The sequence below is a fragment of the Acinetobacter sp. UBA3461 genome, from assembly GCF_002381195.1.
GTDB classification, from domain to species: domain Bacteria; phylum Pseudomonadota; class Gammaproteobacteria; order Pseudomonadales; family Moraxellaceae; genus Acinetobacter; species Acinetobacter schindleri.
Genome location: NZ_DFRO01000045.1, coordinates 21,756 through 38,021, shown reverse-complemented (window position 1 = coordinate 38,021; position 16,266 = coordinate 21,756). Strand labels below are relative to the sequence as shown.

The 16,266-nt window shown below is 44.5% G+C and carries 12 protein-coding genes; 5 read left to right on the top strand and 7 right to left on the bottom strand.

Features of this window, described 5'->3' with window-relative positions; translation table 11 throughout:
* The 4 genes from B3D47_RS12745 to msuE all read right to left on the bottom strand — a co-directional run.
* Nucleotides 1-1,049, bottom strand: a 1,049-nt coding sequence (locus B3D47_RS12745) for a cryptochrome/photolyase family protein (protein ID WP_286862328.1), incomplete at its 3' end; no start/stop codon positions are given.
* A gap of 117 nt (nt 1,050-1,166) precedes the next feature.
* Nucleotides 1,167-1,787, bottom strand: a complete 621-nt coding sequence (locus B3D47_RS12740) for a riboflavin synthase subunit alpha (RefSeq protein WP_286832934.1) — start codon at nt 1,785-1,787, stop codon at nt 1,167-1,169.
* Nucleotides 1,788-1,947: 160 nt separating this feature from the next.
* Entirely contained in the window at nt 1,948-3,060 is a 1,113-nt protein-coding gene (gene sfnG, locus B3D47_RS12735; protein ID WP_286862326.1) for a dimethylsulfone monooxygenase SfnG, read from the bottom strand.
* Nucleotides 3,061-3,088: 28 nt separating this feature from the next.
* Entirely contained in the window at nt 3,089-3,823 is a 735-nt protein-coding gene (gene msuE / locus B3D47_RS12730; protein WP_004890705.1) for an FMN reductase, read from the bottom strand.
* Between the two features lie 374 nt (nt 3,824-4,197).
* Here msuE and B3D47_RS12725 point away from each other — a divergent pair, with 374 nt between their 5' ends.
* On the top strand, nt 4,198-4,848 hold the full coding sequence (locus B3D47_RS12725; protein WP_004813697.1) for a response regulator: 651 nt from the start codon (nt 4,198-4,200) through the stop codon (nt 4,846-4,848).
* 64 nt (nt 4,849-4,912) lie between these two features.
* Here the strand turns inward: B3D47_RS12725 and B3D47_RS12720 are convergent, their stop codons facing one another.
* On the bottom strand, nt 4,913-5,674 hold the full coding sequence (locus tag B3D47_RS12720; protein ID WP_004813695.1) for a hypothetical protein: 762 nt from the start codon (nt 5,672-5,674) through the stop codon (nt 4,913-4,915).
* Nucleotides 5,675-6,088: 414 nt separating this feature from the next.
* On the bottom strand, nt 6,089-9,580 hold the full coding sequence (locus tag B3D47_RS12715; RefSeq protein WP_048882193.1) for a hybrid sensor histidine kinase/response regulator: 3,492 nt from the start codon (nt 9,578-9,580) through the stop codon (nt 6,089-6,091).
* A gap of 184 nt (nt 9,581-9,764) precedes the next feature.
* Between B3D47_RS12715 and B3D47_RS12710 the strand changes: the two genes are divergently transcribed.
* The 4 genes from B3D47_RS12710 (at nt 9,765) to B3D47_RS12695 (ending at nt 15,151) form a co-directional block, all read left to right on the top strand.
* On the top strand, nt 9,765-10,097 hold the full coding sequence (locus B3D47_RS12710; RefSeq protein WP_005220613.1) for a DUF485 domain-containing protein: 333 nt from the start codon (nt 9,765-9,767) through the stop codon (nt 10,095-10,097).
* A gap of 1 nt (nt 10,098) precedes the next feature.
* Nucleotides 10,099-11,808, top strand: coding sequence for a cation acetate symporter (locus B3D47_RS12705; protein ID WP_286862450.1), 1,710 nt, complete (start codon nt 10,099-10,101; stop codon nt 11,806-11,808).
* A 327-nt stretch (nt 11,809-12,135) separates the two neighbouring features.
* Nucleotides 12,136-14,097 (top strand): BCCT family transporter, encoded by a 1,962-nt coding sequence (locus B3D47_RS12700; protein WP_286862322.1) that lies wholly within the window; start codon nt 12,136-12,138, stop codon nt 14,095-14,097.
* A 346-nt stretch (nt 14,098-14,443) separates the two neighbouring features.
* The gene (locus B3D47_RS12695) at nt 14,444-15,151 is read left to right on the top strand and encodes an ion channel (protein WP_004813684.1); all 708 of its coding nucleotides are present in this window, start codon (nt 14,444-14,446) and stop codon (nt 15,149-15,151) included.
* Nucleotides 15,152-15,187: 36 nt separating this feature from the next.
* Here B3D47_RS12695 and omp33-36 read toward each other — a convergent pair whose 3' ends face one another.
* Nucleotides 15,188-16,108: a porin Omp33-36 gene (gene omp33-36 / locus B3D47_RS12690; protein ID WP_286862320.1), complete on the bottom strand. Its 921-nt coding sequence runs from the start codon at nt 16,106-16,108 to the stop codon at nt 15,188-15,190.
* Nucleotides 16,109-16,266 lie beyond the last annotated feature (158 nt).

The window sequence follows — 16,266 nt, the reverse complement described above, 5'->3', positions numbered from 1 at the left end:
CGTACCCGGTTATGCATCCAGCCAGTTGCCAGCAGCTGGCGCATACCGGCATCAACAATCGGAATCCCCGTCCAGCCTTGCTGCCAGGCAGCTAAATCTTCTGGAGCATCACGCCATTCTATCGCCTTGGTATTTTCCTTAAATGGCTGATGTCTGGACACTTTAGGAAAATCGTGCAGGGTATGCTGGTAAAATTCACGCCAGAGCAGTTCATCCAGCCAGGTCTGCTGACCGACATCTTCAAGCTGGAAATAACCTTGAGAAGAGGTGAATAAAGCCTGCACACACTCCCGGATTGAAAGAATACCGATATTTAAATACGGCGATAACTGGCTGGTACCATCGATCGCTGGAAAATCGCGATCGGTTTTATAATCCTTTAGCCGGTCTGCGATAAATTCATTCAGTAATTCAAAGGCGTGTTTATCTTCAACTGGCCAATACGGGTTGGCTGTTTCTGGCCGATAAGCCTCAGAAAATTTATCGAAATTAAAATTAAACTGAGAAAGATCGAGTTGTAACTTAGGCTGTGCTTCAATATCTGGATAACAGGAAGGCACATCGATAAGCAGTCGTTCATAGCATTTCTTTTTAAATGCACTAAACACCTGATAAGGCTGCTGGCTCTGATTGCGGATCGAACCTAAAGGAAACAGGGTACGATCTTCATAGTATTCACAACTAATCTGATGCTGTTGCAATAATTGCTCGACAGCCTGATCACGCTGCTGCTCATTAAGCCCGGTTTCGATATTGCAGTGCACGGTGCTGATCTGAAATTGCTGGCACAGTGCCAAGAGCTGCTCTGAAATATCTTTCCAGAGTGGAATATTTAAAATTAGTAGAGGGATATTCAATGCTTCTAGCTGCTGTTTCAGGATTTTTAGCCGGCGCAGATAGAAGTTGATCTTGATCGGTGCATCCTGATGCATTTGCCATTGTTCAGGTGACAGGATGACCAGCGCCAGACATTGCCTACTTTGTGCTGCATGCCATAAGGCAGCATGGTCATGAAGGCGTAAGTCGTTCCGGAACCAGATCAGATGCATGATAGTTTTCTAAATCAATAAGATGCCATGCATTCTAGCTAATCTGATCAAACAGAAATAGTAGAGAAATATTAACGTGATAGGAGCTGAAGTTTGTCACTATCAGCTCTGAATGTATTAGCCTTTGGCGAGATGGATATTTTCCAGCGTATCTACCAGAGTTCGGGTCATCTGGTCAATTTCATAATTCACTTCATCACCAACCTGAACAGATTTCCAGGTCGTTAGGCGTAGGGTTTCTGGAATTAGGTCAATCGAAATCTCACTTTTGACACGATCGACACGGTTCACCGTCAGACTGCAGCCATTCAATCCGATAAAACCTTTCAGGAAAAAGTATTTGATATTGCCAGCTGGAATCTGCAGGTCGATATGTAGGGTTTCACCGCGACGCTCGATCTGGGTGACTTGAGCTGTGCCTTCAATATGCCCGTACAGATTATGACCCCCATTTTCCGTACCGACTTTTGCCGAACGTTCAATATTCACTTCATCACCGACTTTAAGCGATTTTAAGGTGGTGAGTTCAAGCGTGACATTAGAAATATCAAAATGAATCTGTTGCTGTTCGCGGTCAATCGTGGTCACGGTCAGACAAACACCATTTACTGCGACACTGGCACCAATAAACACATCTGCAAAGAAACCTTGCTGATCACTGACAATGATCGTAACAAAGCCATTGCCTTTGCGAATTTCAACGACCTTTTCCAGGCCTTGGACAATACCGGTATACATAGTTAAAACATCTATTCTTGCAATTGCATCACATTGTAGGGAGGAATACAGAATCCGGCTAGCGTTGTACTGTACTGCCTGGTTTTCTGCCCAGATAAAAAAATCCCCTAAGCCGAGCCTTAGGGGAGTGAATGGAAAGCGCTGAGATTTATTGGAATACTTATACGAGCTCAGCTTCTTCTTGAGGCACCGCTGTTGCCTGCTTTGCCTCAAGTTCACGGACCAAAGGCAATACCTTTTGGCCAAAATATTCAACTTCTTCAATAAAGTGCAGGAAGCCAGACAGAATTAGGTCCACACCGACTTTTTTCAGTTCGATGATGCGTTCAGCAATTTGCTGCGGTGTACCAATCAGGTTGGTACGGAAGCCATCATTGTATTGAACCAGATCTTCAAAAGTAGACTTGGCCCAGTTACCTTCACCTTCTGCGGTTGCTGCACCTGCTTCCCGCGTTGCATCACTAAAAGATTTCACTGCCTGGATATTGGCCTTGGCAATGATTTCCTGCAGTACAGCTTGTGCTTCTTCCTCAGTATCGCGTGCAATAACGAAGGCATTCACACCGATTTTCACCTGGTGATTGTTGGCTTTGGCCTTTTCACGGATATCGTCAATCTGTTTTTTCAGTTCTTCAGGTGTGTTGCCATTGGTGAAGTACCAGTCAGATACACGTGAAGCCATATCGCGTGCAGCGCGGGAGCTGCCTCCCTGGAAAATTTCAATATGCGGTTTTTGTAGCGGTTTTGGACTCAAGCTATAGTCATTAAATTGGTAGTACTTGCCATTAAAACTGAAATGATTTTGAGTCCAGACACCTTTCAAACTGCGAATAAACTCTTCTGAACGGGCATAGCGCTGATCATGCTCCGGCCATTCTTCACCAATCGCATCAAACTCACCGCGGAACCAGCCACTGACCACATTAATTGCAATACGGCCATTGGTCAGGTGATCGATGGTTGCCAGCTGTTTAGCTGCTAGTGTTGGCTTCCATGGACCCGGTAGAATCGCTGCAATCACTTTCAAACGTTCAGTCTTGGCCAGAATACCGTGGCTAAAACTGACTGATTCATGCTGGTTTTCTGCATTATAGCCCGCAGTAAAACGGATCTGGGTCAGGGCATAGTCAAAGCCAGCCTTTTCCGCTGTCTGTGCCAGACGTACATTATAGTCATAGCTCCAGTCGGTACGCTGCTCGATGTTACTCACCACCAGACCACCGCTCACATTTGGAACCCAATATGCAAAAGTAATATGTTTATTATTTGACATCCTTCTCACCCTCTAAAGAAGTTCTTCGTTAAGCAACTTGAGTTTTTGGAGCTTTTTTGCTGTGTAAGCGGGACTCTGCTGCATCCAGGCTAGGCACTGCTGCTGAAGGCAGCACTTCTTCCTGTTCGATCTGTTTATTGATGCCCAGGTTCTGGTTGGCTTGTTGAGACTTTTCTTTAATCACTTCAGCACGTTGACCTTTGGCGGGTGCCCATTCCAGGATTGGTAATGCACGTGCGACAGCCAGTGTAATACGTGCGCGAAGCAGTTCGCTGTGAATGGTATATTCAGGTGTGAAGTCACGATCCGTTGCGTATACACCAATTGGTAATGTTTGTGCCTGAAAGAAGCTGAATAATGGACGTAATTGATGTTCAAGCACCAGTGCATGACGGTCACTGCCACCGGATGCTGCTAACAGAACAGGAACATCCACCAGCGCCGTTTGCTCTACAAAGTCGAAAAAGTGTTTGAACAGGCCAGTGAATGATGCGCGGTAAACTGGAGTACCGACAATCAGTGCATCCGCTGCTTCTACAGCTGCCAAATCATCCTGAACGCGTTGCGGTAACTGGTTACGGTAGATTGCGCCACCCAGTAACTGACCAATTTCACTGAATTTAATGAAATGTACATTGATAGGTGTGGCTTCACCCAGCTCATCAATAATCGCTTGTACCAGCGCTTCAGTTTTAGAAGGATGATTTAAACCACCAGAAACGGCAACGATATTGAGCGGCTTTTGTAGATCTTGATTTGACATTTTGGAACCTAAAAACGGGTTAGTCTCGGAATGAGCCTATTAATCCAAAATGCGCTCATGGGTGTAAAATAAGGAAAAGCTGAAAAGTTATCTAAATTTGAGATATAACTAAAATATTTGCTTTTTGGAAAGCCAATCGCAACTAATACATTGATATTTTGACTTATATTGAATAAGAATAAGCATTCTAGTCAGCTAATAACACATATACAAAAAAATGATGAGAATTAAATAATTAGTGAAATACCCATATTCTAGAGTTTATGTAACGAAACTGGATATTATTTTTAAAAATTGTACAGTCTTGCATATCGCTGACCTACCGACTACAGGTAGAATATAAGCTACCGTGCACAAGATCTCTCTCACGTCCTATGAATATTTTAATCGTTGATGATCATCCACTGTTTCGTCATGCTTTAATTCAAGCCGTTCGTTATAGCTTACCGCAAGCACAAATTCATGAAACTGCAGCAGTCAATGAATTTTATGAACGCCTGGAAAATGGTCCTGAACCTGATCTTGTGCTGCTGGATCTGAATTTACCGGGTGCTTCCGGCTTTTCTGCATTGGTGCATGTCCGTGCTCAATATCCTTCGCTTCCAATTATTGTGGTATCGGCTCACGAAGAAGTCAGCATCATTCAACGCGCAATTGCACATGGTGCGATGGGTTATATTCCAAAATCAGCACATCCAAGCCATATTGGTGAAGCGATTCGGGAAGTACTGGAAGGCGAAATCTGGTTACCGCCAAATCTGCCAGCTAATATGAACTTTGATCCGCGTGCGGCTGATGAAACTGCACTGGCTGAACGTATTCAGTCTTTGACCCCACAACAGTTCCGCGTATTGATGATGGTGGCAGAAGGTTTGCTGAACAAGCAGATTGCTTATGAACTGGATGTATCGGAAGCAACCATTAAAGCCCACGTGACTGCGATCTTCCGTAAGCTTGGCGTACAGAACCGTACCCAGGCTGTCTTGGCGATCAATGCGCTGAATATTGAAGAAAAGAAAATCTAAGCTTTTCGAAGCGCCAAAAAAAGACCTCCGCAGAGGTCTTTTTTTATGGTCTGAATATCTGCTTTTAGGCAATACAGTCCTGTTTTGGCGTAAGGTCAGCACAGAACAGCGGGTTCAAGGCACATTGCAGTTCATCAATCTGTTCTTGAGTCACATAGCCTTTTGACATCAGGTATTCAGCAACACGGTCGTCACGCAGACTTAAAAAAGCTGCATCATACACACCCAGATCGACAAACAGCGCAGCCGTTTCCAGGCTGTTAAACCGATCCAGGTAAACATCATTGCCATACATCAGGAAAATATGATCCTGTTCTGACTTTGGATCGACGCGTAGGCGCTCTGCCAGTTCGATTGGTGAGGTTTTAATAAAGAGCAGCTCAGAAAGTTCATCAAACTGTGAGGTGTCCAGCTGGTCATCACCAGTTTTAACCTTGGCCAGCCATGCTTTAAATACCAGTACCGCACCACCGCGCAATAACATGCTCCAGATCTGATGACGGGTATCTTCACTTAAATCTGCAGCTTCGGTTTCCAGAGACTGAATCAGCTTCGATTCCTGCTCTGCCAGACGCTCGAACAGCCCCAGACCTTGCGGCTTATAGGCAAAAGGCTCAAACACATCAAAGTGCAGCTCATCAAATACCTGTAGGGCGAGAGGAACTGCAGATTGATACAGGGTTTCTAGCGCTTCAATTTGAGCAGGATCAAGTTTGCTGTACTTAAACAGATTATTCCAGTCGATTGCCGGCAGCATGGCATTGGCACCGTATTGACGATGAAACTGTCGGTTCTGATTGATCTCAGTATTAGTGTCTAGGCTCATGATTAGTCATCCTTTATGCAGTAATAAATGATCAGCTGACATGCGGATGAGGAATATAGGCATGAATAGATACTGATCGTTTCTAAGTCATATTTTTAGAGCGAAATAGGGGCATGAAAAAATACGACTAAAGTTCAAACAATCAAGTTAATCCTATATTAGTTTATATAAAATAATAGCTTACAATATTGTAACCAAGTACACACAGGTTCACGTCAGGAATGGTGAAGTTTTGCCATAGCGATTTTTAAAATGATGTTTTTGGTCAATTGATGTAAGGATTTTTAGCCTGATTCTGATATTTTTGGCACATGCGCTTAAAAATCATGCAAATATTGAAATTTTTTGTGACATTTAACATAAAAAGTGCCTGCTTTACACGGTAAAACAGGCACTTATCGAAACCATAACCACTTAACTGTCTGAGATTTTTAAACCCGATAGCCATGAACGTAATGAAGCAGGTTTCAGCGGTTTTTTCAGCAGCACAATATTCAGTTCCTTAAGCTGCTGTGGCAGTTCAGGATCAGAATCCGCAGTGATCAAGGCAACCGGTACATTTGGCTTACGATTATCTACGATAAAGTCCAGGCCGCGTTGGTCATGATTCAAATGCTGATCCACCAGCCAGACCTGAATATTTTCCTGTTCAATCATTTCCTGTGCCTGTTCAGGCTCTGTAGCTTTAAATACCTGATATCCCCATTTGGTCAGCAAGGTCGACATACCTTCCAGAATGGTTTCATCATTGTCCAGACATAGCACTTTAAAGGCTTTGGATTTCAGCGGTACCGCCTGCACTGGAGCTGCCACAACTTTTGGTGCCTCAGTGAGCGGTACTTCAATCATGAAGCAGGAGCCTTTGCCATATTCAGAGTAGACGTGTACCGGATAGTCCAGCATGCTGGTCATACGCTGCACAATCGCCAGACCCAGCCCCAAACCTTGTTCACCCCATGGAGAGGTATGACCACAGCGCTCAAATTCCTGGAACAGTTTGATCCGCTGTTCTTCGGCAATACCCGGTCCGGTATCCCATACGCCAATACGGATATGATTCGGTTTGCTGCTGGAGCGCAGTACACCCACAATCACTTTACCGCTGGCAGTATAACGGAGTGCATTGCTGACAAAGTTCTGGATAATCCGGCGAATCCATTGTGGATCAGTATCAATCCAGAACTGCGCATCATGCACACTGAACTTGATGCCACGCTGTGCTGCGATGGATTTAAACTGTAATTCCAGATCGCTGAGCAGATCATGCAATGGATAGGCTTGACGCTTCGGCTGAATCGTTCCACCTTCCAGACGGGCAATATCCAGCAGGGCAGAAAGCATGCTTTCTGCACCATACAAGGCACGGTCCAGCTGCTGTAAGGTCTTGCGATCTTCTTCACTTTGCACACTTTGTTCCAGTGCCGTACTGAACAGACGTGCTGCATGCATCGGCTGTAACAGGTCATGGCTGGCTGCTGCAATAAAGCGGCTTTTGGACATATTCGCCTTGTCTGCCTGTTCACGTGCCAGTTGCTGTTCGGACAAGGCATCCGCAAGCTGCTGGGTACGATCACGCACGCGTGCTTCCAGTACGGCTTCATTTTCACGGAAGGCGGTAATATCCGCAAAGGTCGTAACAAAGCCACCACCTTCAATCGGATTACCACGCATCTGAATCACGCGGCCATCTTTACGGATTCGCTCGAATTCATGTGCACTACCGACCTGCATCCAGTGAATCCGTTTACGCACATGTTCTTCGACCGAACCCGGCCCACATTCACCACGCTCGGCATTATAACGAATCAGATCAGCGATCGGGCAACCAACATAGACAATATCTTTTGGATAATCAAACAGCTTCAGATACTGATTGTTCCAGGCCACCAGACACATGTTTTCATCGACGACACTGACACCTTGGGTCATATGGTCGATCATGGTCATGATTAGGTTCTGGTTAAAGCGCTGCCACTGGGAAGCTTGGTCAAGAATATTGGCGACCTGACCAAGAGCCAGACCGTTATTTACCATCGCAGTGGTCAATAAGGTACGCGCTGAGGCAGCACCGATCGTGCCAGCCAGATATTGCTCGGTAAAGCGCCACCACATGCCATTGGCACTGCTATTTTCATTCAGCTCGACATTATTCTGGGTACAGAATTGCTTGAATGCACGCGTGGTGGGTTCTTCACCGGTAATGCGTTTGGCCAGCGTAATCAGGTCACCGACTTTTAAACGGGCCACATCCTGATGAGAATAGCTCACTTCAGTAGTTGGACTCTGTGAAGGCAGGGGTTTGGTTTCATAGTAGAAGAAACTTTCCGCCTGAATCTGCTCTGCCACACTTGGACGGAAGATGCGTGACACCCAAATGTAAAGCAGTAAATTGAGACCGAGTGACCACACCACACCATGAGTCAAGGAATCAAAGGATTCAAAACCCAGTAATGCTTCAGGACGAAGCCAGTTGAGTGCCAATGGACCATAATTGAGAAAGTCGTGGCTAAACTGCTGATATGTTTCGGGCAGGCTACGCAGAATGGTCGGGAACAGTAAGGTATAAGCCCACAAAGCAAAACCGGTCAGCAAGCCGGCATAGACACCCTGTTTACTGCCACCCCGCCAGTACAGACCACCAATTAGGGCAGGGGCAAACTGTGCCACCGCACTAAAGGCCAGCAGACCGAAGATAGAAAGCTGATCAATATCATTAAAGAAATTGAAGAACAGGAAGCCCATCAGCATTACAGCTAAGATAGAGATGCGTCGGGTAAATTTCAGTACCAGTGGCAGACGTTTGTCATGACGTGAAATCAGGTTAAAACGCCACAGCGCCGGCATGATCAAGTCATTACTCAGCATGATCGATAGGGCAACGGAAGACACCAATAACATCCCGGTGGATGCCGAGAATCCTCCGAGGAAGGCTAATAGGGTCAGCCAGTCCTGGTTATAGCTTAGAGGCAAAGACAGTACTGCTACGTCTGGAATCGCCAGATAATGTGGTGCTGCATGCAATGCCCAACTGGCAATTGGAATGATCGCGATGGTAGTCAGAATCAGATAGACTGCAAACCAGCGGCGGGCACCACGGATATGCTTTTCATCGCGCAGTTCAACCACGGCCACGTGGAACTGACGCGGCAAACAGATAATCGCCAATGCCGCGAGTAGGGTTTGTACCCAGAAACTTTCTGGCACGCCAAACAGCTGCACTTCATGGAAGGTGGTTTTGATATCACCCGTAATCTGTGACAAATTTTCTGGTGCAGCAAACATGAAGAAACCAGCAACTGCCAGTAATGCAAACAGCTTAACGAAAGATTCAAAGGCGACTGCCAGCATCAGACCGCCATGCTGTTCGGTATTGGCAATCTGCCGCGTACCGAAAATCATGGCCAGGATAGCCAGAACTCCGGTCAGGAACAGTACACTATTGGTAGTGCTGGCGATGCCTGCTGAAGGCTCTAGAATCACGGATGCACTCAGGGCAATCGCACGCAATTGCAAGGCCAGATAGGGAATAATCGCAATGACTGCCAGAATGGTGACCAGTGAAGCCAGTGGTCCACTTTTACCATAACGTGCCGCGACAAAATCTGCGATCGAGGAAATGGCATGGTGCTGACGTACTCGTCCCAACCGGCGCCAGATGTCATAACCAATCGCGACAAAAAGCAGTGGGCCGAGGTAGATGGGCAGGAAAATAATCCCTTCACGTACTGCAGCACCTGTTGCTCCATAAAAGGTCCAGGAAGAACAGTAGACACCTAAAGTTAAGCTAAACAATAGCATGCGTCCACGAGTACTGAGACGACTGGCGTGTTTCTCCCCGAAAAATGCACAAACAAAGAGTAATGCGATATAGAGGGTGAGCACCCCTATGATGAGCCAACTGTTCATATTGCCTGAAGTGTACTGAGCATGCGGCTATGATACAGCATCATGAACGCAGGCGTTCAAATTGCTTATTTTTTAACGACCAAAGTCTAAATTACAACCACCTATGAAGCTTGTTAATTTGTACAGGTGATAATTCGAATTAAAAAATGGATGCTTAAGGTTGGGCATAGCAAGGAGAATATTTATGGATGAGAGACAAGTAGAACAGATTCTACAAAATCCCAAATTCAAGGAAATGGTCGCCAAAAAAAGTCGTCTTAGCTGGACACTTACGGCAATCATGTTGTTTGTATACGTGGGTTTCATGCTCTTGGTTGGTTATAACAAAGAATTTCTAATGAGTTCTGTTTCTGGCGGTGTGACGACTTGGGGTATACCGTTAGGTCTAGGGATTATTGTCCTGTCGTTTATCTTGTGTGGTGTGTATTCCTACATTGCCAATAACAAACTTGATCAATTGACTGAAGAAGCAATGCGTGAAGTAGAAGCAATTGCTCATGAAAAAGGACCTCATTAAGATGAAGAAATGGAATTCTCTTATCGCCCTTGCTGCAACTACAATGGCTTCAGGTATGGCAGCTGCTGGACCTGACCTAGGGGCAGCTGAACAGCAGGCAACCAACTGGCCTGCAATTATCATGTTCCTGATTTTCGTCGGGGCAACACTTTTTATTACCAAGTGGGCTGCAAAGCAAACCACCAATACCAAAGATTTTTATACTGCGGGGGGCGGGATCTCTGGTTTCCAGAATGGTCTGGCAATTGCCGGTGACTATATGTCAGCAGCATCCTTCCTGGGTATTTCCGCAATGGTATTCCTATCTGGTTTCGATGGCTTGCTGTATTCCCTGGGCTTCATGGTGGGTTGGCCGATCGTATTGTTCCTGGTAGCAGAACGTCTGCGTAACCTGGGTAAATATAACCTGTCAGATGTAGTCTCTTTCCGCTTACAGGAAAAACCGGTACGTACTTTGGCTGCATTAAGCTCCTTGGTTGTAGTAGCGTTCTACCTGATTGCACAAATGGTGGGTGCAGGTCAGCTGATCAAGCTTCTATTCGGTCTGAACTATAATATAGCAGTTGTTATTGTCGGTTTACTGATGATGGCTTACGTGATGTTTGGTGGCATGTTGGCAACGACTTGGGTACAGATCATCAAGGCCGTGATGCTGTTATCTGGTGCGACCTTCATGGCTTTCATGGTGATGAAAGGAGTGGGCTTCAGTTTTACCAATATGTTTGAACAGGCGATTGGTGTCTATTCGAAAGTCCATGACTTGAACCTTGCTGATGCAGCCAAAATCATGGGTCCGGGTAGCTTGGCGTCTAACCCGGTCGATGCTATCTCTCTTGGTCTTGCCTTGATGTTTGGTACAGCAGGTCTGCCACATATCCTGATGCGCTTCTTCACAGTAAAAGATGCTAAAGAAGCACGTAAATCGGTGGTCGTGGCGACAGGCTTTATTGGTTATTTTTACCTGTTAACCTTCATCATCGGTTTTGGTGCGATTCTATATGTATCGAATAACCCGCAATTCCTAGATGTAGCGAAAATGGCTATGACTGGCAAACTAGAGCTGGTTGGTGGTAACAACATGGCTGCAGTTCACTTGTCTGATGCTGTTGGCGGTGACTTGTTCATGGGCTTCATCTCGGCAGTAGCATTCGCAACAATTCTTGCGGTAGTTGCTGGTTTGACATTGTCTGGCGCTTCAGCAATCTCACACGACTTGTATGCTAACGTATTTAAGAAAGGTCAAACCACACCTGAATCTGAACTGCGTATGTCTAAAATTGCGACTTTAGGTCTTGCAATCTTTGCCATGATTTTGGGTATCCTGTTCGAGAAGCAAAACGTTGCCTTCATGGTCGGTCTAGCATTCTCTGTGGCTGCATGTGCCAACTTCCCGGTACTGGTTCTGTCGATGTTCTGGAAAGGCTTGACCACTCGTGGTGCGGTGATTGGTGGTATCGTTGGTCTGGTGACTGCGGTGGTACTGATCGTACTGTCTAAAGCAGTTTGGGTAGATACATTGGGTATTTCTGATACACCAATTAATCCATACAATGGTCCTGCATTATTTGCGATGCCTTTATCATTTTTCTTCTGCTGGTTGTTCTCTGTGACAGATAACTCTGCACAAGCACAAGCGGAACGCAAAGCATTCGATGCACAGTTTGTACGTTCACAAACAGGTATTGGTATCTCAGGTGCCTCTGATCACTAAGATGATTCGATCACCTATAAAAAAGTCCCGCAAGGGACTTTTTTTATTGCCTGTAGATGCCAACGCTCATGAAGAAATTCATTTTTTTGTTCCTTTAATGCATAGCTGGATTTTTAGATTTTGGCAAAAATAGAAGATCAAGTCTTTTCTATGACATGTTACGAGAAGGACACAGGAGTACAACCAAGCGAATAAGAACAATAACTTATCATATTGCTTAGGTTTCGATATGTGATCGAAATACATTTTTTTATTCAAGTTTTCTTTTTGAGTAATGTATGTGGGACCGATTTGGTCTGATTAATAAAAAGCAAAAATGGAGTGGATATGTCTTCCAGAACCACATCCTGGTATTCCAATGTGAATCCTCGTGTGTTTTTAACAACTGTCATCATCATTGGACTATTTCTTTTAATGGTGGTCCTGGCACCTAATTCGTTTGAACTGATGACGCAGCAACTGAACCAGTGGGTGACGACCTCTTTTAGCTGGTTCTATGTACTCTCTGTTGCAATTTTTCTGATTCTGCTAATTTTTATTGCACTATCGGACATGGGCAAGATTAAGCTAGGCCCGGACCATAGCACGCCGGATTATAACAATGCCTCCTGGTTTGCCATGCTGTTTACTGCGGGTATGGGGATTGGGTTGATGTTCTTCGGTGTTGCTGAACCGGTAATGCACTATGTTACTCCGCCATCGGGTGAACCGGAAACTATTCAGGCGGCACAGCAGGCCATGCGTGTGACCTTCTTTCACTGGGGACTCCATGCCTGGGCAATCTATACACTGGTCGGATTATCCTTGGCTTATTTTGCCTACCGGCATCAGTTACCTTTGAAAATACGCTCTGCACTTTATCCTTTAATTGGCAAGCGAATTTACGGCCCGATCGGGGATGGTGTCGATATCTTCGCAACGATTGGAACCGTATTTGGTGTCGCCACCACTTTGGGTTTCGGGGTCACACAAATCAATTCTGGTCTGAACTATCTGTTTGGCATTGAGCAAAGTACTGGAGTACAAGTCATCCTGATTATTATTGTCAGTGCGATGGCTTCACTCTCGGTATTTTTTGGTCTAGATAAAGGGATTAAGCGCCTATCCGAACTGAATCTGGTTTTGGCTTTGGGACTATTACTTTTTGTCTTTCTGGCAGGACCGACTATTTATCTGCTGCAAACGACTATTCAAAACGTCGGACAGTATGTGTCTGGTCTATTCAGTATGACCTTTAATCTGTATGCCTATCAGCCTAATGGCTGGATTGGCGGATGGACCATTATGTACTGGGCCTGGTGGATTTCCTGGTCACCATTTGTCGGGATGTTCATTGCCCGGGTATCTCGAGGTCGAACGGTTCGCGAATTCATCGTGGGCGTTTTACTGATTCCAACCGGCTTTACCCTGATCTGGATGGGCTTTATGGGCAATGCTGCGCTTTACAGCATTTTGCATGAAGCGAATATTAACCTGATGCAGGCAGTACAGCGTGACTCATCTGTGGCACTGTTTGAATTTCTGCAGGGGTTGCCTTTCTCGGCAGTGATGAGTGTAGTCGCCACATTCTTGGTGATGTTATTTTTCGTCACTTCGGCTGACTCTGGTGCACTGGTTACCGATTATCTGACTGCGAAATCTGATCAGTCTCCGACCTGGCAGCGTCTGTTCTGGACAGTGATCATGGCTTTACTGACAATTGTGCTGTTATATGCAGGTGGCCTGGCTGCACTACAATCGGCCACCATGTTGAGTGCTTTGCCTTTTACCTTGATCATGTTGGTGATTAGTTGGGGGCTGATCAAAGCACTGCGGCTGGAAGTCACCAAAATGCATGCATTACAAGAAGCCCGAATTACACCACGAGCAATTCATAATCCGCGTAGCTGGCAGCAGCGTTTGGGACTCATCATGCATTATGCTCATAATGAACAGGAAGTGACAGCGTATATCCAGTCGGAAGTCAGACAGGCATTTTTAAGTATTCAGAAAGAGTTTCAACGCCGTCATCATGCCGTCATCATTGATGAAATAGAGCAGGGACTTTGCTTACGAGTAGATCATCAGGATGAAGCGAATTTCGTTTATGCAGTGGTTGCACGCCAGATCTTACCGCCAAGTTTTATGCCATCTCAGGATGAAGATGCAGGACAATATTTTCAAGCTGAAGTCTTCCTCAATGAAGGTGGGCAAAACTATGATGTGATGGAATGGACCCGGGAAGATCTTTTGCAGGATATTTTGGATCAGTATGAACGGCATCTACACTTCTTGAGCAGGGTGCGCTAAGTGGTGCTGTCGCTTAATTAACCTAATAAAAAAGGATGCATATTGTGTCCTTTTTTATTCGGTTTATCTTGAAATTTAACAAGGATATGATCCCTTAACTTATTTATAAATAATAAAAATTTCATTTATTCTTTAATAAAAGTATAGATGATTAGCTCTTAAAAGGATGAAGTAAAAATCTATATTAATAAACTAAAAAATTAGATGTGATTTAACGATTTATATTTTTAAATGAATACATCATTTTGATACAAAGCACTGCTCTGCATATGACATGATTACATGTTAAGTTTGAGCAGATAACAATAAAACTGCAGATTGTAGTGTCATGAAGAAGAAGGATTAGATGAAGCAAGCTTTGTTAATGTGCTGGACGACCTTTAAGCGCCTGCCTTCCGCATGGCTGCTTTGTCTGCAATTCATCATTCTGATCCTGTCAGTACTGAGCTATGAATACGCACCTTATCGGGCTGCAACTTGGGTACTAGGCGTATTGGTTTTACTGGTGATCGCCCGGGTCATTCGTCAAACTCCCGTATTTACCTTACTGGGATTAAGTTTCGTTGTTGGTGCGCTATTTTTTTCATCATTGGTTTTATTCGGGATGAAACAAGTCTGGGTCTTAATTACCGCCCATGCTTTTGAAGCATGTGCTTATTTTAGTGCATCCTATGGTTTATTGCGTTATATGTTTCATGACCGTTACCTGACCAAAGATGAATTATTTGCGGCAGGCGCAGCCTTTACTTTGATGGCTTGGGGTTTCGCTTTTCTTTATAGTATCTGTCAGTTATTAGTTCCCTATAGTTTTGCTGATCCAGATCTACAAGCTTATCAGCCTTGGTTAGATTTGCTGTTCTTGAGTTTTAGTGTGCAGTCCGCGACAGGATTGGCGGATACCATGCCAGTGAGTCCATTTGCCAGAATGCTCGCCATGATCCAGATGTTCTTTGGCGTGATGTATCTGGCACTGATTGTCTCTCGACTGGTGGGGCTGCAATATATTTCTCATTTACCGCATAGAAAATCAGAGCAAGAAAAAAAGGACACATAAAGTGTCCTTTTTCTATATTCAGAATCTAATCAGAAATTAGAAACGGAATTTAGCATTCAAGCCCACAGTTTGGGTATCTGTTGCAACATCTTGATCCAGATTAGCATTTTTAGTTTCGTAGTTAGCATTAACGTAGCTAGCACCTACAGATACTGCTGGAGTAACGAAGTAGTTTACGTTCGCACCTAAAGCTTTATCTGGAGAACCTGCATAGCTAGATTCCATATAAGAAACGCCAACACTTAGTTTAGGGTTAAGGTAAAGCGTTGTACCTAGGTTATAAGCAGTGTCTTCACCGTAAACTAAACCAGATTCAAAACCGATCGACATATTTGTACCATCGATTGCACCTACGTATTTAGTACGTGCAGTAATTGCATCTTGATCTTCGGCAATAGTTGATGACTCAAGAGCAGCTTTGGCAACACCATTGTTAAACATGTTGAAAGCATCATAAGAAGTCTGGTCAGCAACACTTGTATAACCTACTGCAACCAGGAAGTTAGAAATAGGTAATACACCCACTTCTAATGCATAACGATCGCCATTGTCATTCTTTTGGCCATCTTTACCGTCAGTAATAGTATGGCTATAAGAAGCGCTTGCATATGCTGGAACAAGTTTAGTTGGAATGTAGGCTTCACCTTTCGCACCGAAAGTATGAGAAGTTTGGTTTACGCCTTCTTCTGAAACTCGAGTATCTGCCGCTACATCGTATTCACCGTATGTATAAGCTAAAGACACGTTAGAAGCTTGGTTTAGGAATGCTGCTTCAGCTAAAGGACCTTTAGAAGCATCAACGTCCTTGAGATAGTAAGTACCTTGAACAGCACCAGTGAAGTCTTTGTCATTTACCGTATTGTCGATGTACTCTGACTGGCCTTGAACTTCAAATTGATATGCTTGAGCACCGGTCATCGCTAATAATAAAGCAGTGGCTAAACCTAGTTTTTTCATGATTATTACCGTTTTTCAAAAGGGAGGTAAAACAGGGGTAATTGTATTGTAACAATTTATTAAGTCAATAAACCTTTTAAAATCATATAAATATGAATTTTATAATTGTTATGTTTTTGTAAAGATTGTGAATTTATTATTCAACTACTTAGCCCTAA